The sequence below is a fragment of the Bradyrhizobium sp. SEMIA genome (assembly GCF_014844175.1).
Classification (GTDB): Bacteria; Pseudomonadota; Alphaproteobacteria; order Rhizobiales; family Xanthobacteraceae; genus Bradyrhizobium; species Bradyrhizobium arachidis.
This window is the reverse complement of the sequence record NZ_CP046601.1, coordinates 7,545,353-7,562,824: the sequence shown is the minus strand read 5'-3', so window position 1 is coordinate 7,562,824 and position 17,472 is coordinate 7,545,353. Positions and strand designations below refer to the sequence as shown.

The following is a 17,472-nucleotide window of genomic DNA, read 5'->3' as shown; positions in this document are numbered from 1 at the left end:
ATATGACCGCAAAAATAGAGCAGCAGGGCAGCGCCGTCGACGCGCCGTTCCTCAAGGAGTTGATCAAGATTTGGCGTGCTCAGGATACCAACGGAGCCTGGGAAGCGAAGAGTGATCTTGACCTGCTCGAACCCTATATCCTGGACAAGCAGAAAAGGCGCGCATTGCCGATTATCGGTGATCCCGATTCCGATACACTGTGGCGGCTTAAGCTGTTCTTCGATGCGGTCGCGCTCTCGATCGAGAAGGAGACCGGCGGGATGATCCAGCCGATTCTGGATCTGCATCATGAAGGCTTCGGCCGCATGGTGCTCATCTCAGGCCGGCTGATCGCCGTGAACAAGCAGCTGCGCGACGTCCATCGCTTCGGATTTGATAATTTCGTAAAGCTCGCGCAGGAGGGCGACAAGTACGTCGGCGACGGAATCGACTTGATTCGGAAATTTCCGGACGTGGCGAACTATTGGGGATACTCATGAGCGATCGTGAAACACTGAAGGCCGAGCTAAGGAAAGTATCCGTCAAGGCGACGCAGGCCAAGATGGATTTGCACGACCTTTCGGAAGAATTGCCCGTCAACTGGACTTCGATCATGGTGGTGGCGCAGAAGGCGCACGACGCCTATGCCGAACTGGAGCGCAAGAGCCGTGATCTGAAGGCCATGGAAAATACCTAAAGGAGGCCCGACCCATGTCATTTGCAACGCGAGATGGGCGCGAATGGACGCCAGAATATCTGATCTCGATCAACAGCAAGAAGTGCATCGGCTGCGGCCGCTGTTTCAAGGTGTGCGGTCGAGATGTCATGACGTTGAAAGGAATCAACGAGGAAGGCGAACTTGTCGACCTCGACAATGACGAGGACGATGAGGTCGAGAAGAAGATCATGGTCCTGGACGATCAGGGTGCCTGCATCGGCTGCGGTGCGTGCGCCAGGGTTTGCCCGGCCGACTGCCAGACGCACGTTTCAGCTGCAGCCGAAGCTGCATGAGCGAAGGCAGCTCTCCGGGGCCTCTAAGAGCAGCAGGCCCGGCTCGGATTAAAGGAGAGCATTTTCAGGAACAGCTGAGCCGTAACGATATTGCGTCCGTGGTAGGTCTTCAGGTACTCATCGCGTCGAGAACGCGGGCGATATGTTCCAAGGAACATCAAATGCTAGAGGAGACGATCATCCGTTGGTCTTGTCACGCCTGCCAGGAGAGGCATGGAGCCCGTCTAGCGGAAAAGGGTGTTGTTCACGTGGGCAGCAACCACTGAGTGCTTGATCCTAACCAGCACCCCGAAATGTGGACGGAGAATGAGAACGACGAGTGGAAGCGGGTCGATAGGCCTACGAGGTAGTCGTCCGTTCTTTATCGCAGGCACGGTGTCAACCCCGATAGTAAACGTGATCCACTGCCGGGTTCATGGTTCTTTCCGCGGTAGTCTCCACAGGGAACCGCCGCATGATCGCGTTCAAGAGGTGTGCATCTCGACGTGAAGAATGCGGCGCGTAAAGCCCGCAGGCACGACTTCAAGAGGCCAACACCTTCGTACCGGCAGGAACGCTTGTTCCGCCGAAGGCGCACCTGGTGTAGTTTAAGACATGCCTCATGCGGCGCGCAAGTCTTCAGCCAGGCGCGCAAGATGCCCAACTGCCGCCGACGGCCGCCTGGGGAGCAAATAGCGGCCTTACATTCGCAGCTTGTGTGGCCCGATGCTGACCGCTCGAAACGAGCTCGTGAACCTGCGGCGCGCCGGCCGTTCTCGCTGTACAGCGGCGGATGTCGATCCAGTCCCAACCGTGCCGGCGAGCTGAACCGCGCGTGCTTCATATTGACGATCTGGTTCAGCCTGGCCAGGAACAGATTGCCCGATCCCGTCGTCCTGTGCTTCTGCGGCCGCATCCTGCGACGGAATTATGGTTGTCGATAATCCAGAAAATGAAATTCCGAGACTCCGATACCCGGTGCACCATAACCGCACATTCGCAGATCGGTCCACAACGACGAGATGCGGTTTTAGCTCATTTGCTCAGCCGTCCTTCACTGACGAGGGGTTAGCTTCCTCTCACAAGAGCCGGCGACAGATGCTCAACCTCGGCGTCAGCTCGTGGTCAGCTAGACATCTTACTATCCTCGGTAGAGCTCGAGCAATGCGAGCTCAGCACCCCAACCGTACTGACAGGAGAGCGATCCGATGTATGGCCGAATTGTTGGCTCATCTAGCCAATCCACAAGCGCTACCCAGGCTGATGAAGCAAGGCATTCAGATGACGAGGGCTTTGCTGAAAAGCTTGTAGGCATGGCGCCCGATGCTGGCCCAAGTTCGTCTCAGGCAGCGACACGGCCGTACTCCGTAATTTCCCAACCTCCGATCAAAGAGATCGACATCGATGAGTTCGGGGAAGAAGTGAAGGCCTTTTATGGCGACGACATAAAGCACATTGCCGATAATCCACTGGAGTACTCGGATTTCATATCCACAAAAGCTGAGCGCGCGGCAAACGTTGCTAGAACCCAGGGTCACACCGACGAAGATACGGACGAGGCGCGATATTACGCCTATCGCTTGGGTGACAAAACTGTTGGGCTTCTGAGGACAGAAGGTGGACTTCGGGTAGGAGGAAGGCGATTCAGCGCCCAGTTTCCCGGTCGAAACGCGGTCACATCCCAAGTAGATCTTCGGGTTACTCATCCGCTCGTCGAGAACGCTGGCGATATTCTACTTGAGCATCAGCTTCGGCAAGACGGCGAACAAGCATTGATTATGTCAAAACCTGCGCTCCCAGGCATAGAGCCCCGTCTGGCTCAGATGGGCTTTGTTCCTGTGAGTGATAAGAATCACTGGGTACTTGATCCTCACCAGCATCCCGACAAGTGGACGCATAACGCTGAAGGTAAATGGCAACGTGTAGGCAAACCCGAAGGATATCTTGCCGCCGAGAGTACTGGTGCTCAGGCAAACGTCGAGCGAGCTTCGAGTGAAGCAAGTGATGAGACAGAGTCGTCAGGCGATGACACGTCTTGGTACTTCGAGCGCCTCAATCTACGCCCGGGGTCGGCTGCCGAATAGTCGCTGTGGACGAGGTCGGGCCTGAAAGCGGTGGCTACTCGGGCTCATTGAGTATGTTGCTGCAGGAATGGCTCGCCACTTCAACACGCGCTTGCGTCAGGCGGCGGGATCGCGCCCAGAGTGCTGCACCGACCAGCGCTGGGCCGCTCGCCGCCAACGCGGCTTAGCCCTCAGCTGCCTGCGCTGGCGCTGCGCAGCCCGGTGCTCCCCCACCGCGGGTTGGCTAGGGGCCGGTCCTACCGACCAATCCTGCTTGAGTGGGGCATCTTGATACAGTCGGCGACATCGTCAATGCACCAAAGCAGAGCCCGTAAGAGCAGGGGCGGGAGCTCAAAGAGAACCATGAAGCCGATCGCAACCTGGAAATGATATGGCCTCACTACGGGACGGTCAAACTTGGCCGCGAGCCTGATCAAGGACCGCGAAACCCTGCTGGCCTTCTACGACTTCCCTGCCGAGCATTGGGTTCAACTGCGAACGACCGATGAGATAGACTAGCGATTTCTTCATGGTGAGACGACGATTGCGGCGATCATTCGACCGCCCGTCCGCATCTAGCGCCGTCGATTGCCGCTGCGGGCGGCCGTCCGGCTCGGCGCCCAACAGACCTGGCGCAAACCCCTCCTGATCGCGGCTTGCACCGAGAGCGGTACCTTGTCCAGGATATTGACAGTGTTGTGCACCTAGCATCGCTGGTGTCGGGTGCCGGGAAGCCTTCCAGGGGCCGAGCGCGCCATCGCCGACGGCGATTCCCGGGCCGATCTAGAACTGGCGCTTTGCTTGATCGATCAGGAGTTCGCGCCTGATGGAACAGTATTGGTAGTGTCAACATGGCGTATCGCTCTCCTCGAGAGGTTTTGGCAGCCTTCCACACCCGCCTCCATACGTCGCCTATCTCAGGCCGTCATCACTCACATTTCCGCAAAGTCTAGCGAAGCTCGAAGGTTCGGTCATCTCGGGCATCGGCCAATAAGCAAGCCGCCTTCTTCGATCAGGAGTCGGGAGCCAGGCTCAGCGAGGTGGTTTCTTCGCGATGGTATGAGCTGGTGCCGGCGCCTGGGTCACGTCCTCGTTCTTATATTTGGTCGTCCGTTAGGAATCCGATCTCAGCGGTGATGGTCGCTGAGGGCAACAATGAGGGTTGTGCGCCAAAGAGTACTCAGCCAGGTGAGAATGCGGCGGAAGTTGTGGCGCGACGGCGGAGAGGGTGATTGTCGGCGCCGCCGGCGCGGCCTTTGACGTAACCGCGGCCGAGGTGACCATCTGCCCCAGTTGTCCTATGCCGGGTTCGATGGCGGAGGGGCGGCGCAGCTCGCGCTTGATGATGCCGAAGACCCCGGGCTTTTGGCCGGAGATGAAGGCGCGACGCGGGTGCACCGAAATTATCAGGTGCGCTGGCGCCCCTCCATCACCGTGGTACTCCACGTCCGAGGCGTGGAAGGAATGCAGCTCCTGCCGCGCTGGCGCTGCCGCGGCGACCGAATCTGCGTGGCCCGGCCAAGCGGAAGGGTGAACGCGTTCTCGAGCGCAGGTTGACCTTCGATCTTGCGGCGGATCTCGCGGATAATCCGGCCCAGCTGCCTGCGCAGGATGCGCAACCGCCGGTGACGCCGCTTGAATTGCTTGCAAGGGCGTAGCAGGAAGCCATCACTGCCGCGGTCTTGGCAATACAAAGATAGGACTGCCGCAGCTTGACGCCCGGGCTTGCTCGCCAGGCGGCTGATCCCCTTGATCACCGCCGGGGCGGCAGCTTAGAGGCTCCGATGCCCGGTGCACTAAAAAGCAGCATTTGCAAACCAGTCCACAACGACAAAGTGCGATTCTAACTCGTTCGCTTAGCCGTTCTTCACGGGCGGCGAAGTATCTTGAAAGCTGAAGACGGTGGTATCGATACTGAGGGAGGTTCGAGTCTGATTCCTCAGGCAATGAGCCTTCACTGGAGCGCGCTCTTAGTAGGGGGCTGCTCGTGCAGTAAAGTAGCTCCAACAGCAGCTGCGGGCCAGAAATGACGGACATTTCGCCGTTCCACGCGGGCACTAGCCTAAAAGCGGGGGCACGTTCGCCGCGTGCGCCCCCTCGCGGACGGGGAGCGAGCGTTCACGTTCTGGGAAGCACTTGCGATGCCGCGATGGATACGCCATCGCAGGGCATCCGGGCCTTCCGCAGCGTGGCGATTAGCGAGCAGCAACCAGCCATCGAGTTTAGCAGTCCGGCAAATGGTCCAGAAAGTGTGGAGCGCGAAAGCTGTAGCTGCGCAGCCCGGCATGGAAAGGGCAGCAAGGCTCAATGCTCCAGCGAATTGTTCTGAATTGTGCGTCAACGCCAATGAGGTATGCTGCGACGGCGAAGCTTGCGGTTGGATTGCCGGAAACACGTTCCGACACTTGTACGGTTCTTGCAGGCTTGATTGCGCGCGACAATGAAGAACGTTTTGCAATAAACGAGCGATGAATGCAGCCAGACGCGATCTATGCGATTTGCGGCTTTAACGACATTCCGAGCCGCCAGGCCATAGGATTCCATCTTATGATCGTCGATGATGATGGCAATCACGGACCGTGGTCCATCATTGTGGTGCGCTGGGGCAAAAAGGTACTTGGCTATGTCAACAAATGCCCTCACAACAACGTCAATTTGGACTGGGAGCGGAACCAATTCCTGGACCCAGACGGTATCCGACTGATGTGCGGCAAGCACGGTTCGACCTTCGAACTCGGCACCGGCCGGTGTGTCGAAGGTCCATGTCAGGGTAGAACGCTCACACCGATCGCGTTGGCAGTTCTGGATGGTGATATCTGTGTTCTCGGTGTGCGTCTTGTCGAAGACGATGCATCGCCCAACAACTGAAGACCGCCTCAGACCGGGCGGTTCTCGTTGCGGTTTTTCACCGGCTCCATCCTCTTTAGCCCGCCGTCGTAAGAGATCTCCTCATAGAACAGATCGAGATCCTTTGCGGCATCGAGGAGGTAATCAAGCTTACCGCGCGGATCGAGTTTCTTGATGTCGTCCTTGTTCAGCCCAACCAGGTCCATCATCTCCTTCCAGACCGTGGATTCATCGCACGGTAGGACGTGAAAGCTAATATCACCGATCTTCACTCGGTACTTCGCCAGTAAATCAATGTTGTTGCAGAACATGAAGTAGCGGCCGGTTGGGCTTAAGGCGCCGTCAAGGACGGTTGCGACGTCAGCAAGATAGGCGAAGGAATGCAGGTAGCCGGCCAGCACCGGAATAGTGCGTTCGCCGTCCTGCGCGATCGTCAACACCTGCTCAATCGAATAGTCTGGCGGTCGTTTCTCGTCCGCGACCTGATTCTGGAATTGTAGTGCCACGTCGCCGCGGAAGCCGAACCGGCCCGCCTTCGTAGTCCCGCCTTTGAGTACAGCATTGAGCAGGCGGCCCTCCTTCTCAAGTCTGCCGAGTGCGGTGTTCTCGATTGCAGTCATTAAATTCTTCCTCGATCTAAACTCTTAACCGACGCCTTGGCCGGTGCAAGATGCGATGCAAATTGCTTGCCGTTCCATGCGTAGCGGCCTTCGCCGTAACTTAAAAGAAAACGCGTCAGTGCCTGCTATCGGCTCACGGAGCCTTGTCGGAAACCCGACACCGGTTTCCAACACCAACAGTCGCGATTCAAAGAAGTGAGCATCATCAAGCGTATGCGCGCTGGCACGTGACTTGCCCCTAGCAACTAGATCCAAGATGATGAGGGAAAGCCGTGATCAACCTGACGCACAGCGCAGTGAACGCAATCAAGAGCGCGATTTCATCGTCGACGCACCCGACCGGCGGTCTGCGCGTCATGATCGAACCGGGCGGCTGCAATGGATTCAAATACAAGATGGGTCTGGCCGAAGAACCGAATCCTGACGACGCCGTGATCGAATGCGATGGGCTGAAGGTGTTCGTCGATAACAAGAGCCGTGAGCATCTGATCGGGACGACCATCGATTTCGTAATGGCACTGGAGGGTTCTGGCTTTACGTTTCACAACCCGAACGCCACCGCGAACTGCTCGTGCGGAAAATCGTTTGGCTGATGAAACAGATCGTTCAGCTGATGAGGAGGACATCGAAGCATGCCGGCCGAACCGGAACAACTGAGGCAATCGTCGCCCATTGCGACAGGCCGAGAGCGCCGCATTCGCGGCGCTATCGAAGAGATCCGACCCAATCTGGGACGCGATGGTCGCGACTGTCACCTGATCGGGATCAATCGCAGTAGGGTCATGGTCAGGCTGTCCGCTGCCCGCACGTTGTGTAAGCTTTCGAGCGTGACGCTGAAAGGTATTCAGGCGCGGCTTGTCGATAAACGCGACGAATTGGGTCGCCTGATCCCCGTCGTGGCTGCAGGCGAGATGGCGGATTGAGCGAAAATCCAATGCTGATTTACCTCGATAACAATGCAACGACTCGGACCGATCCATCCGTCGTGCAAGCCATGTTGCCGTTTTTCACCGAGAAGTTCGGAAATGCATCGTCCACGCATGCGTTTGGCAGCGAGGTCGCAGTCGCTGTGAGGCAGGCCCGGCGTAGCTTGCGTATCCTGCTAGGGAACGCATGCGATCATGAGATCGTTTTTACCTCGGGAGGGACCGAGGCTAATAATGCCGCGATCCTCTCTGCGCTTGCGACACACGAAGATCGCGACGAGATTGTCACCACGTCAGTTGAGCACTCCGCCATTCTTGCGCTAACCGAGCAATTGGAGACAAGAGGAGTCAAGACGCACATCGTGCCCGTAGATTCCCGCGGCCGGCTCGACATCGAGGCGTTTCGCGGCGCACTCGGGCCACGCACAGCGATTGCCTCTGCTATGTGGGCCAACAACGAGACCGGAACGATTTTTCCCGTGGAGTTTCTGGCCGGGTTGGCCCGTGAGGCCGGCGCGCTGTTTCACACTGATGCGGTCCAGGCCATCGGTAAGGTGTGCGTGAACCTGAGGGACAGTGCGATCGACATGCTGTCGCTATCCGGGCACAAACTGCACGGCCCCAAGGGGACCGGCGCGCTATATCTGCGCAGAGGAACAAAATTCCGGCCGCTGATCTGCGGCGGATCACAGGAACGAGGGCGCCGAGGCGGGACTGAGAATATTCCCGGCATTGTCGGCCTGGGAAAAGCCGCCGAGCTTGCGGCGGAGCGGCTTGAACCCGAACGCGTTCGCATTGGCGCTTTGCGCGACCGTCTTGAACAGGGAATCTTAAAGAGTGGCGAGTGCGTTGTGCTCGGCGACACCGGCAATCGGTTGGCGAACACGACCAATATTGCCTTCGACAATCTCGAAGGCGAAGCCATCGCCCACCATCTCGATCGGGCAGGCATCGCTGTGTCGCTCGGATCCGCCTGCAACTCCGGCTCCATTCAGCCATCGCATGTTCTGCGTGCCATGCAGGTGCCGCAGTGGCGGATGCACGGCGTCGTGCGCTTTTCCCTGTCGCGTGAAACCTCTGTCGCGGAGGTCGATGAGGTCGTGTGCGCAGTGTCCGACATCGTGGCTCGTCTGCGCGCCACCTCCCCCGTCGCAGTCAGGGAGTAGACCTCGTGAAAATCATGATCCGCCGGTCTCCGGACGCGGGCCTATCGATCTACGTGCCAAAAAAGGATCTCGAAGAGCCAATCGTTGAATCGGAGTACGAGACGCTATGGGGCGGCTGGGTCAAGGTAGCTAACGGCTGGGTGCTTGATTTGCCTGAGATGCCGAGCGGCACACCGTTACCGATCACAATTAACGCTAAAAAACGGGGCGGGAAGGGGGACGATCCGTAAAGGCGCCCTCACAGATCGACTTTGTCGATGGTGCCGATGCAAAGGCGAGCTCGTGGACATCGCTGCCGGGTTGAGGGCCGCGCGCGCCATTCCCTATCTCGGTCCTGGCCTCGCCGAATCGTGCAGATCCGATATGCCGACTACGCCAGAGGCGTTGGCCAGCTTCTTCGCGAGCAAGGTTACGCCGCCGCGGCGGGCTAGCGACAATGCGTGGGCGCAGCATGTCGAGATCAGCAAACACCGTCCGCCATGACGGCATTGATGACGCAGGCCTTCGCTAGGCCAGTCGAGCCGACGCGTTTGCACCATCATCTTGCATCCCTGTCCCTGCCCGTCATAGTCGACCCGTGGTATGATGCCGCTATGCGGACGTGCTGGGTGAGCGCGATGGATAGGGCGAAGTGCAGGGTATCACCCGCATCGCCATTGACGAGAATTGCTGGTATCGCTTTTACGATTCACTTGGCCAAGAGGTCGTCAGTGCTCTGGCCGGCAGCTCGGCGACGGTGTTGTACAAGCCGCATGGCAGCGTGCAGCCGGCCAACAACTTCCTTATTTCCGACGCACACATGTCGAGGCGTCGATTGAAATCGACATTCAGACACCAATTCCGGACATCATCAAGGAAAGGCGAGCACCGGACAGACCTTTCTCTTCATCGGCTGTCGCTTCAACGATCAGCCCTTGCGTAGCTACGCCCGACAGATCATCAAGCGCTCGGCCGACACCCACTATGCGATCGTGGATCCCGGACGCGCTCTCTCGCAACGAGCTTCTCGAGCAAGGCCTTACACCGCTTGCGACCGGGCTCCCTTGCGCGGTTGAGATACTGATCACGCATTAGCGTCCTTGTGAAGCCCGAATCCCCCAGCTCGTGTCGAGTTATTTGCGAGCGCCGCAACGCGACAAGATCCGTTCAGATGGAGCCGGGTTCCGGTGAGCTCAGCGCGAGAATGAATGCGCAAGCCATGAAGCGCTGCGTGAGAATGACGACATATCTGTCGCACTGACAACAAGCGCATCATTGCATGTTCTTACATGAGTCAGCGCCCATCGTTTTCGCCAATTCGTGGGCGTATGGCTGCAATTTCATCGTCTCCTCCATGGCATGCAAGTTGCTACCCAGCTTCTTGAGGCTGGCTCACGGATGGTCTTGGGGGCCGATGATGCCTGAAGGGAAAAATGAAAATGAACGCGGTCGTCGGACGCGGAAAATATGTCAAAGCTGCAGTGGATGGCGGCAAGATGAAGTCCGCCGCCGAGCATAAGGGCTGCCGCGCTTCCGCCAACACCGGGCAGGCGAGCTGCGGCTCGCAGGCAGGGCAAGGCGATCTGCCGATCGAAATCTGGGAAAAGGTCAAGAACCATCCCTGCTACAGCGAAGAAGCGCATCATCATTACGCTCGCATGCATGTCGCGGTCGCGCCTGCCTGCAACATCCAGTGCAATTACTGCAACCGAAAATACGACTGCGCCAATGAATCGCGTCCGGGTGTGGTAAGCGAGAAGCTCACGCCCGAGCAGGCGGTAAGAAAAGTGCTCGCGGTCGCGACCGCCATTCCGCAGATGACGGTCCTTGGCATCGCTGGTCCCGGCGACCCCCTGGCCAATCCCGCAAAGACGTTCAAGACCTTCGAGCTGGTCGCCAAGGCGGCTCCAGACATCAAGCTTTGTTTGTCAACCAACGGACTGGCTCTGCCGGACCATATTGATACCATCGCCAGGTCCAAAGTTGACCACGTCACCATCACTATCAACACGATCGATCCCGAAATCGGCGCCAAGATCTATCCGTGGATCTTCTTCAACCACAAGCGCTACACCGGCATCGACGCGGCAAGAATACTTACCGATCGCCAGCTGCAAGGCCTCGAGATGCTTAGCGAACGAGGTATCCTGTGCAAGGTCAACTCGGTGATGATCCCGAACATCAACGACCGCCACTTGGTCGAGGTCAACAAGGCGGTGAAGTCGCGCGGTGCCTTCCTTCACAATATCATGCCACTGATCTCCGCGCCCGAGCACGGCACCGTATTTGGCCTCAACGGTCAGCGCGGACCGACTGCGTGGGAATTGAAGGCGCTGCAAGATGCTTGTGAAGGGGAGATAAAAATGATGCGGCATTGCCGCCAGTGCCGCGCCGATGCGGTCGGTCTACTCGGGGAGGATCGCAGCGCAGAGTTCACCACCGATCAGGTCATGAAAATGGACGTCCAATATGACTTAGACATGCGCAAGGAATATCAGAGCAGGGTAGACCGTGAGCGTGCCGCCAAAGTCGCGGCCGGCCAAAAGGAGCTTGCCGAATGTGCCGGAGAGATGAGCGCGATCACTCTTCTAGTGGCCGTCGCAACCAAGGGCTCGGGGTTGATCAACGAGCACTTTGGGCATGCAAAGGAATTCCAGGTTTACGAACTTTCTACATCCGGCGCCAAATTCGTCGGCCACCGCCGCGTGGACGTTTACTGCCAGGGTGGTTATGGCGAGGAGAACCGGCTTTCCGCCATCATGGGGGGCATCCCTGACTGCCATGCGGTCTTCGTGTCCAAGATCGGCGGTTGCCCGAAAAGCAAACTGATCGAGGCGGGGATCGAGCCCGTCGATCAATACGCCCATGAGTTCATTGAGACGTCGGCGATCGCCTGGTTCAAATCCTATTTGGACAAGGTGAAACGCGGGGAGATCCAGCACGTGCAGCGCGCCGGCGCCGCGATCCGGCAAGTATCTGGGATCTCTGCAGCGTAAAGGGGGAATATGTGCCGTTCAAGATTGTCGCCTCGCAGTGTACTAGCTGCTCAGCCTGTGAACCCTTATGCCCGAACGATGCCATCTCGGAGAAGGGGGGGAGCTTCGTCATTGAAGCAGCGAAATGCACTGAATGTGTTGGCCATTTCGACGAGCCGCAATGTGTCGCCGCCTGTCCGGTCGACAACACCTGCGTGGTTGACACATCCTTGCCTCGCTACCAGGCGCCAGCTTAAAGCGTGAGGCCCGTGAGTGGCATGCCAATAGCTGGTTCAGAAAGCGTCATTAGCTACGTGCTGCGCGTTGGCGGCGGCGCAGGCGCCGACGTTCGGTCCTCCATCACGGACGAGGACTGCACTGGATTGCCGTGCGTTCGTGCTGTAGCTGGTCGGCAGCACGGCCTTGGCGGGCTTTCATTCCGCGCGGTGGTGCAAAGGCGGTTCGCGCTACCGAGAGCGACCTTCTCGCCAGGGCTGCCATCGTCGATGTAACTAACGATGCCGCGCGATCATGAAGTGATGCAGGATCTTGCCTGCGGTAGGCGCGGCGGCTCCCCGCATCTCCAAAGGAGCGAAGCATGAAGAGCGATACATGAACAGCATCGTTCGCGACAGGGACGTCGTCGAGCTCACCGAGCCGCCTGCCTTCAGCTTTGGCGAAAAGGTGCGAGCCAATCGCACCATCGCAATGATGGCACCTATCGCGGCAAGGAGATTGGCGACGTTCTCGTCAAGAAGGGAGAGGTGGGTTACGTCGTATCGATCGGCACGTTTCTGCAGCAATTCTACATCTACGGCGTCGAATATCTGGAAAGCGGCTACCGGGTTGGCATGAAACGCAGGGAACTGGAGCCGGTGGACACCTGCGCGGAGGTCGATGATCTGCCGTTGCCGGAGGAGTCATGACGCAGCGCGGCTTTCCAAAATATTGGCGTGGCGAGCGGGCCAAGACCGCAGTCGACCTCGTTAACGACCACTCATTTCCCGATACAGAGCCCGAGGGAGTCTTGCTCGCCGCCGGAGCGAGCGGAGAGATCATCAACGTCGCGATCAATACCGAAGCGAACGTGCCGATCTACGTTGTCGAGTTCGGTAAGCAGCTGCTCATCGGCTGTCTAAGGAAGAAATCACAGTGCTTTGAATGGAGGCGTTCGCCATGAATGCTGCGCTGATGAGAAAGATAAAAGCCGGGCTGGTGCCTCACCCCAACGAGCTCGATCGAAAACGGATCGAGCGCGGCTTGAGCTCACGCAGGCGCTATCTCTACGTCTCGCCGAACGTGACGCCGGTGAGGGGCGGCTACCTCGTCGAGAGCCCATGTTGCTCGCGCAACGTCAACAAGGATGGCGCTCTCATCGATGTCGCGCTGATTCTTTATGATACCGTGTGCGGGGTCTGGAAGCTGTTTCGCAAGAACCACGCGCGAGGAATCTGGGAATTTTACAGCCTTTGCCATCGGTTGACTTCTGCAATCGACGAATTGAACGCGGATCCGGAGCGTCTGTTTTGGCAATGAAGTCCCGGCTTTTAGGAGTCAAAGAGGAGCCACGATGGCGCTCACCGCGGAGGAAGTGATCGAAATTGAGCGGCTGCTTGCAGCCGAGGGCGCCGAGATGGGTCCGTTTGTCGAGCTGCGCCGCCGCTTTCCGCAACTTGCTTGGGTGCGCTGTGATGCGTCGGATGTGGCGGATCAACCGTTCCGGCAGTTTCCGCGTTTCGACCTTCATCTGATCGATGGATCGGATCACTGCGTGCAGATTACGGCCGATCCGACGCGGGCCACCGGCATCGTATTGGCCAAAAGGAATGTTGAGCGGTGAGCACTGCACTAGCAGAGTATCGGCTTGATGGCGCGCACACTGTGGAGGAGAATACATCATTCATTCCACTGTCCGATCCTGATATCACCTTCGCCGAGCTCTCTGCCGTTGAAACGCTGCTGTGTTCGCCGCAAATCTCCAACGGGCGGACTACTGAGGCGTTTGAGCACGCTTTCGCCGCCTATCTTCGTCGCAAATATGCTGTTGCGGTCTCGAGTGGTACCATAGGGCTCCTCCTTACGCTGAGGGCGCTCGGCATTGGCCCCGGGCACGAGGTTATCGCCTCTCCCTACTCCTTTCGTGAGACCGCGCATGCCATCAGTCTCGCAGGCGCACGAGCGGTATTTGCAGATATCGACGATTGGTCGGGAGCATTAGTCCCAGCGAAGGCCGAAGAGCGCATCACGGCCAACACGCGGGCGATTGTCGCCGGCAATCCCAACGGTCATCCAGCGCCGTGGTCGGAGCTGCGCGCGGTCGCGCAGCGCCATCAGCTGCTGCTTTTGGAGGAGTCCACCGAGGCGATCGGATCGAGCTACAAGGGTGAGCTCGTCGGCCGCTTTGGCGACACCGCGGTGTTCGACTTTGCTCAGCCGGTGGCCCTGACCTGTGGCGAAGGCGCAATGGTGGTGACCGACGATATCGACATCGCGCTCGGCTTGCGTCGCCATCGCGCCCATCGCGTGGACGAGCGCTCTTCCGTTGTCGTCGGTAGCACGGCACCTTATCAGGCTGGCATGAGCGATCTCACGGCTGCCCTGGGCCTAGCGCAGCTCAAACGTCTCGATGAAATCCTGGAGCGCCGTCGGTTCGTCGAGCAGCTCTATAGCGCGCATATGCAATCATTTGAGGGCATCAAGCCGCCTTATGTTGGCCCTGATGTAACCGAGGTGAACTGGTTGCTTTATCTCGTTCATCTGGGGACGCGCTTCACGCGATCAGGGCGCGACGCCATTATCGAAGATCTGCGCGGCGCGCAGGTTGAATCCGCCGCCTATAGCCAACCGCTGCACTTGCAACGCCACTACTTTGACTTTGGCTATCGGCGTTGCCATTTCCTGGTTGCGGAAAAAATAGCAGATCGCGCTCTTGCGCTTCCGTTTCACACCCATCTCACGAACAAGCAGATCGAGTTTATCGTCGAGACCATGAAAGATGCGTCGATAAACGTGGGAGCAGGTGCCGCGATTTACTAAGATGATTGTCATCCACGACACGGAAGAACGAGGGTTGAAGTTGCGATGAGCGTGGTAGGTCTCATCGCAAGAGATGAGCAACGGACCGAGGATCGTCGTTTGTGGCAGCGTTGTCGGATACATCGTGCCCCACATGCCGGAAGCGTGCCGCATGCCGCTGGAGGTATGCACTCGACTTAAGACCGCAAGAGAAATGCTCCTAGCGAGCGCGAAGAAGACCTGCTCGATAGCAGAGAAGGCGGCGCGTCCAAGGCGCGGCTTGAGAGCCTACGCGTCAAGGTGCCCAAAGCCAAGCACATCAAAGTCGAGAGTCTCCGCTCAGGGTCTTTAGAGTTACCAAAACGGGGGATCGGTATGAATTCGCAACAAGTCATCATCCACGTCCGCTTCGCTCCGAACGGAAGGGTGATCCAAATCAGCGAGCGTCCGGCGAAGCTCACGCCGAACCAGTGGTTTGACGTCCTCAACACCCGTGCCAGCTCCGCCTATCGAGCGCTCGCTCGTGGTCGTGGGATTTTTCAACTGAGCCGAACTGCGATCGAAGCCTTCAAGCAGGAAACTGCGAGGCCGGGATGAGCGAACCTATAATCGACAACCTGATGAGCGGTCAGATCGAGGTTTTTGTCGTCTGTCCGGCCGATGCCATCGAGCGGAGTGGGGCCATGAGCTTTAGCTTGTCGCGGATTGACGATAAGGGCGAGAGCCGGCCGTTTCCGATCATTGTGGTGCGCACCTTCGGCAATGACTATTTTGGTTACGTGAATCGTTGTCCGCATGAGAGCGTCTGGCTGAACATCGGCTCCGGTACGTTTTTCTCGACGGACCGCTCCTTTCTTAGATGCGGCCGGCACGGAGCGAGATTCGAGATCGACACTGGGATGTGCATCGACGGCCCCTGTGACGGACAATCGCTTGAGCTGGTACCGCTCGCCGTGATCGAAGGTGACGTCTGCCTGTGCGGCGTCAAGCTGCTGGAGGATGATCGGTTTGCCGACCCCTTCGGGGACAGCGACGAGACCATGGATATTACGATCCATCCGGACTAACGGGCCTATCGCTTCGTTGTGCTCAAGCTGCCCGAGGCGCTTTGCCCTCGAATGAGGCCATTGTACTCGTGAGCGTTGGTAGACGCGAGTCACAGCTTTCGATTGGGTGAGACAAAACGGCCACCTCGCCGGATTGCGAACTTGCACTCCGCGACCTCCGCAGCACCAACAAGCTGCTCTTGCGCTGGCTTGTCAAATCGAAGCCGGCAGGCGGGACCCGCTTCCTATCGCTGTCGATATGTTTGAGGGGAAATGCCCTCGGCGGCTGGAAGTTCGCCGAGGGCATCGTCTGGGCTTGGAGAATGGCGGGACCCAGACTGACAGGATCGTTTGGGGGATGAGGAACGACGATCCTGTGTCAGAAGGCCGGCCGGTGCAGCTGGCGTTGTTGCCTGCGCTGCAACTGCCATGCCAAACCTCGGTTCGTGCGACGCTCTTAGCGATTGGCGACACCATCGTCGGTTAGAACCGGTTAGGAGAAAATGCATTCATGGGCACGTGCATGTTGTTCCGCATTCCCCACTGCAAGCGCATCTTGACCGGCCGTATGAAAGCGTGATCCCAATGTGTTGCGGTTTAGCGTTGCTGCCGATCGGAATTGCGACCCGGCCTGGTCTGCAGCCTCACAGGTGACTCGGTGATCATCCCTGCCTCGTTGGGCTCTCGCGGCAGGCGCTATGGATGGGCAGCGGCGCGACGCAGCGTCCAGCTTCAGAGCGAAAAAGATGCTGTGGGCTCGCGCCAGTCAATACGGCCAGCCGATCACCCGTGGCAGAACACGGCGCTCGATTCTGCGCACGATCTTCGAGCTCCTCGCTAGGCTTGACGGTCATGAAGATCGCTGCTCATTCCAAGATCTGATAGCGCAAGAGCTGGGAAAAATAACCGAGCTTCTCGGTTATTCTGCGTACGAATTGCAGAAGGGTGAAGCGGGAGGTCAAACGCAGTGCGAGGTTTGTCGTGTCCGAGACAGTAGCGAACGACCTTGTCGCAACTTTCGCAATCATTGTGTGTCGCGCAAAGCAAGGGTCGTTGCAGAAACGGACGTTACGCTTCTGGTGCGCAACTTGCTTTACAGAAGTTGGATGGTGAGCAAGTGATGCGGCAGCAGAAAGATCGTGATGAGAGCAGAAGAGGTTGAAGTTGATCGAGGAGGCTGCTCTGGGCGCGAAGATAATATCGCTGATCTTCAGCGACGACAATCACTATGGCGCTCGCTCATTTTGCCTGCCTTGGCAAGCGCGAGTGGGGATCATAAGCATCACTTGGTTGATGCGACGTTCAATCGTAAGAGATTGTGGGTTGCGATGTGCTCGCATCTTTTCTCTTCTCAGATGAAGCACATTGTTCACAGGATAGGCGCATGAACACAGAGACCGAATTCGAGCTTCCTCAACTTTATAGGCATCATGTATTTGCCTGCAACACGCAGCGTCCGCCAACTCATCCGCACGGGAGCTGTGGCGCCTCCGGCGCGCAAGCCCTGTGGGATCGAATGGCCAAGGCGATCGAAGCGGAAGGCCTCAACGATATTGGCTTCACGATGGCAGGCTGCCTTGGCTTTTGTAACTCTGGTCCCTTGATGGTCGTCTATCCCGATGGAGTGTGGTATCGCGCGGCCACGCCTGAGGATATTGACGAAATTGTAAACTCCCACCTCAAGCAGGGAAAACGTGTCGACCGCCTTGTGATGGTGTTAAAGCGAAGCTAGACGCCTCGATTAGCGGCCACTTGCCCGGGCTAGCAAGCATCGACGGCTTGTCGGCGATGAGCTGGCCGCTCGGAGGTCAGATCGCCTGAGATTGAGCGTAGCTATCACGCCCCGGATGAGAACAGCATTCATTG

Annotated in this window: 21 protein-coding genes and 3 pseudogenes; 22 read left to right on the top strand and 2 right to left on the bottom strand. The window is 58.1% G+C overall.

The window, feature by feature from the left end; genetic code table 11:
- Positions 1 to 2 precede the first annotated feature (2 nt).
- The 5 genes and pseudogenes from FOM02_RS36385 to FOM02_RS47370 form a co-directional block, all read left to right on the top strand.
- Positions 3 to 479: a NifX-associated nitrogen fixation protein gene (locus FOM02_RS36385; protein ID WP_027563326.1), complete on the top strand. Its 477-nt coding sequence runs from the start codon at positions 3 to 5 to the stop codon at positions 477 to 479.
- Positions 476 to 676, top strand: coding sequence for a CCE_0567 family metalloprotein (locus tag FOM02_RS36380; protein ID WP_265440852.1), 201 nt, complete (start codon positions 476 to 478; stop codon positions 674 to 676). Before FOM02_RS36385 ends, FOM02_RS36380 begins: the two co-directional genes overlap by 4 nt.
- A gap of 14 nt (positions 677 to 690) precedes the next feature.
- Positions 691 to 990 (top strand): ferredoxin III, nif-specific, encoded by a 300-nt coding sequence (gene fdxB / locus FOM02_RS36375; protein WP_265440851.1) that lies wholly within the window; start codon positions 691 to 693, stop codon positions 988 to 990.
- A 1,187-nt stretch (positions 991 to 2,177) separates the two neighbouring features.
- Positions 2,178 to 3,053 carry a host specificity protein gene (locus FOM02_RS36370; protein ID WP_265440850.1) on the top strand — a complete coding sequence of 292 codons (876 nt, stop codon included), beginning with the start codon at positions 2,178 to 2,180 and terminating at the stop codon, positions 3,051 to 3,053.
- Between the two features lie 402 nt (positions 3,054 to 3,455).
- Positions 3,456 to 3,588 (top strand): annotated as a pseudogene (locus tag FOM02_RS47370) (IS256 family transposase); the annotation flags it as partial.
- A 571-nt stretch (positions 3,589 to 4,159) separates the two neighbouring features.
- Here FOM02_RS47370 and FOM02_RS36360 read toward each other — a convergent pair.
- Positions 4,160 to 4,792 (bottom strand): annotated as a pseudogene (locus FOM02_RS36360) (IS5/IS1182 family transposase); the annotation flags it as partial.
- A gap of 712 nt (positions 4,793 to 5,504) precedes the next feature.
- Here FOM02_RS36360 and FOM02_RS36355 point away from each other — a divergent pair.
- Positions 5,505 to 5,900 carry a Rieske (2Fe-2S) protein gene (locus FOM02_RS36355; protein ID WP_027563332.1) on the top strand — a complete coding sequence of 132 codons (396 nt, stop codon included), beginning with the start codon at positions 5,505 to 5,507 and terminating at the stop codon, positions 5,898 to 5,900.
- An 8-nt stretch (positions 5,901 to 5,908) separates the two neighbouring features.
- On the opposite strand, the gene FOM02_RS36350 is transcribed toward FOM02_RS36355, so the two are convergent.
- Positions 5,909 to 6,499 carry a hypothetical protein gene (locus FOM02_RS36350; protein WP_265440849.1) on the bottom strand — a complete coding sequence of 197 codons (591 nt, stop codon included), beginning with the start codon at positions 6,497 to 6,499 and terminating at the stop codon, positions 5,909 to 5,911.
- A 272-nt stretch (positions 6,500 to 6,771) separates the two neighbouring features.
- Between FOM02_RS36350 and FOM02_RS36345 the strand changes: the two genes are divergently transcribed.
- From FOM02_RS36345 to FOM02_RS36270, 16 genes and pseudogenes are all read left to right on the top strand, one after another.
- On the top strand, positions 6,772 to 7,092 hold the full coding sequence (locus tag FOM02_RS36345; protein ID WP_265440848.1) for an iron-sulfur cluster assembly accessory protein: 321 nt from the start codon (positions 6,772 to 6,774) through the stop codon (positions 7,090 to 7,092).
- 39 nt (positions 7,093 to 7,131) lie between these two features.
- Complete coding sequence (locus FOM02_RS36340; RefSeq protein WP_265440847.1) at positions 7,132 to 7,422, top strand: NifU family protein; 291 nt, start codon at positions 7,132 to 7,134, stop codon at positions 7,420 to 7,422.
- Positions 7,419 to 8,591, top strand: a complete 1,173-nt coding sequence (nifS, locus tag FOM02_RS36335; RefSeq protein ID WP_265440846.1) for a cysteine desulfurase NifS — start codon at positions 7,419 to 7,421, stop codon at positions 8,589 to 8,591. The genes FOM02_RS36340 and nifS overlap by 4 nt, the downstream gene beginning before the upstream one ends.
- 5 nt (positions 8,592 to 8,596) lie before the next feature.
- Complete coding sequence (nifT, locus tag FOM02_RS36330) at positions 8,597 to 8,821, top strand: putative nitrogen fixation protein NifT (protein ID WP_265440845.1); 225 nt, start codon at positions 8,597 to 8,599, stop codon at positions 8,819 to 8,821.
- A gap of 401 nt (positions 8,822 to 9,222) precedes the next feature.
- Positions 9,223 to 9,513: a hypothetical protein gene (locus FOM02_RS36325; RefSeq protein ID WP_265440844.1), complete on the top strand. Its 291-nt coding sequence runs from the start codon at positions 9,223 to 9,225 to the stop codon at positions 9,511 to 9,513.
- Positions 9,506 to 9,646: a hypothetical protein gene (locus FOM02_RS36320; protein ID WP_265440843.1), complete on the top strand. Its 141-nt coding sequence runs from the start codon at positions 9,506 to 9,508 to the stop codon at positions 9,644 to 9,646. Before FOM02_RS36325 ends, FOM02_RS36320 begins: the two co-directional genes overlap by 8 nt.
- 363 nt (positions 9,647 to 10,009) lie before the next feature.
- A complete protein-coding gene (gene nifB / locus FOM02_RS36315; RefSeq protein ID WP_265440842.1) occupies positions 10,010 to 11,566 on the top strand; it encodes a nitrogenase cofactor biosynthesis protein NifB in 1,557 nt (518 codons plus the stop codon).
- 11 nt (positions 11,567 to 11,577) lie between these two features.
- Positions 11,578 to 11,802, top strand: coding sequence for a 4Fe-4S binding protein (locus tag FOM02_RS36310; protein WP_035730299.1), 225 nt, complete (start codon positions 11,578 to 11,580; stop codon positions 11,800 to 11,802).
- Positions 11,803 to 12,157: 355 nt separating this feature from the next.
- Positions 12,158 to 12,471 (top strand): annotated as a pseudogene (locus FOM02_RS36305) (nitrogen fixation protein NifZ).
- On the top strand, positions 12,468 to 12,725 hold the full coding sequence (locus FOM02_RS36300; protein WP_027563339.1) for a nitrogen fixation protein NifZ: 258 nt from the start codon (positions 12,468 to 12,470) through the stop codon (positions 12,723 to 12,725). The pseudogene FOM02_RS36305 and the gene FOM02_RS36300 overlap by 4 nt, the downstream one beginning before the upstream one ends.
- A complete protein-coding gene (locus FOM02_RS36295) occupies positions 12,722 to 13,081 on the top strand; it encodes a DUF3024 domain-containing protein (protein ID WP_027563340.1) in 360 nt (119 codons plus the stop codon). Before FOM02_RS36300 ends, FOM02_RS36295 begins: the two co-directional genes overlap by 4 nt.
- 34 nt (positions 13,082 to 13,115) lie before the next feature.
- On the top strand, positions 13,116 to 13,385 hold the full coding sequence (locus tag FOM02_RS36290; protein WP_027563341.1) for a DUF6129 family protein: 270 nt from the start codon (positions 13,116 to 13,118) through the stop codon (positions 13,383 to 13,385).
- Between the two features lie 41 nt (positions 13,386 to 13,426).
- On the top strand, positions 13,427 to 14,581 hold the full coding sequence (locus tag FOM02_RS36285) for a DegT/DnrJ/EryC1/StrS family aminotransferase (protein ID WP_265442247.1): 1,155 nt from the start codon (positions 13,427 to 13,429) through the stop codon (positions 14,579 to 14,581).
- A 354-nt stretch (positions 14,582 to 14,935) separates the two neighbouring features.
- Positions 14,936 to 15,157, top strand: coding sequence for a hypothetical protein (locus FOM02_RS36280; protein ID WP_027563343.1), 222 nt, complete (start codon positions 14,936 to 14,938; stop codon positions 15,155 to 15,157).
- On the top strand, positions 15,154 to 15,627 hold the full coding sequence (locus FOM02_RS36275) for a Rieske (2Fe-2S) protein (protein ID WP_265440841.1): 474 nt from the start codon (positions 15,154 to 15,156) through the stop codon (positions 15,625 to 15,627). The genes FOM02_RS36280 and FOM02_RS36275 overlap by 4 nt, the downstream gene beginning before the upstream one ends.
- A 1,363-nt stretch (positions 15,628 to 16,990) precedes the next feature.
- On the top strand, positions 16,991 to 17,338 hold the full coding sequence (locus FOM02_RS36270; RefSeq protein ID WP_027563345.1) for a (2Fe-2S) ferredoxin domain-containing protein: 348 nt from the start codon (positions 16,991 to 16,993) through the stop codon (positions 17,336 to 17,338).
- Positions 17,339 to 17,472 lie beyond the last annotated feature (134 nt).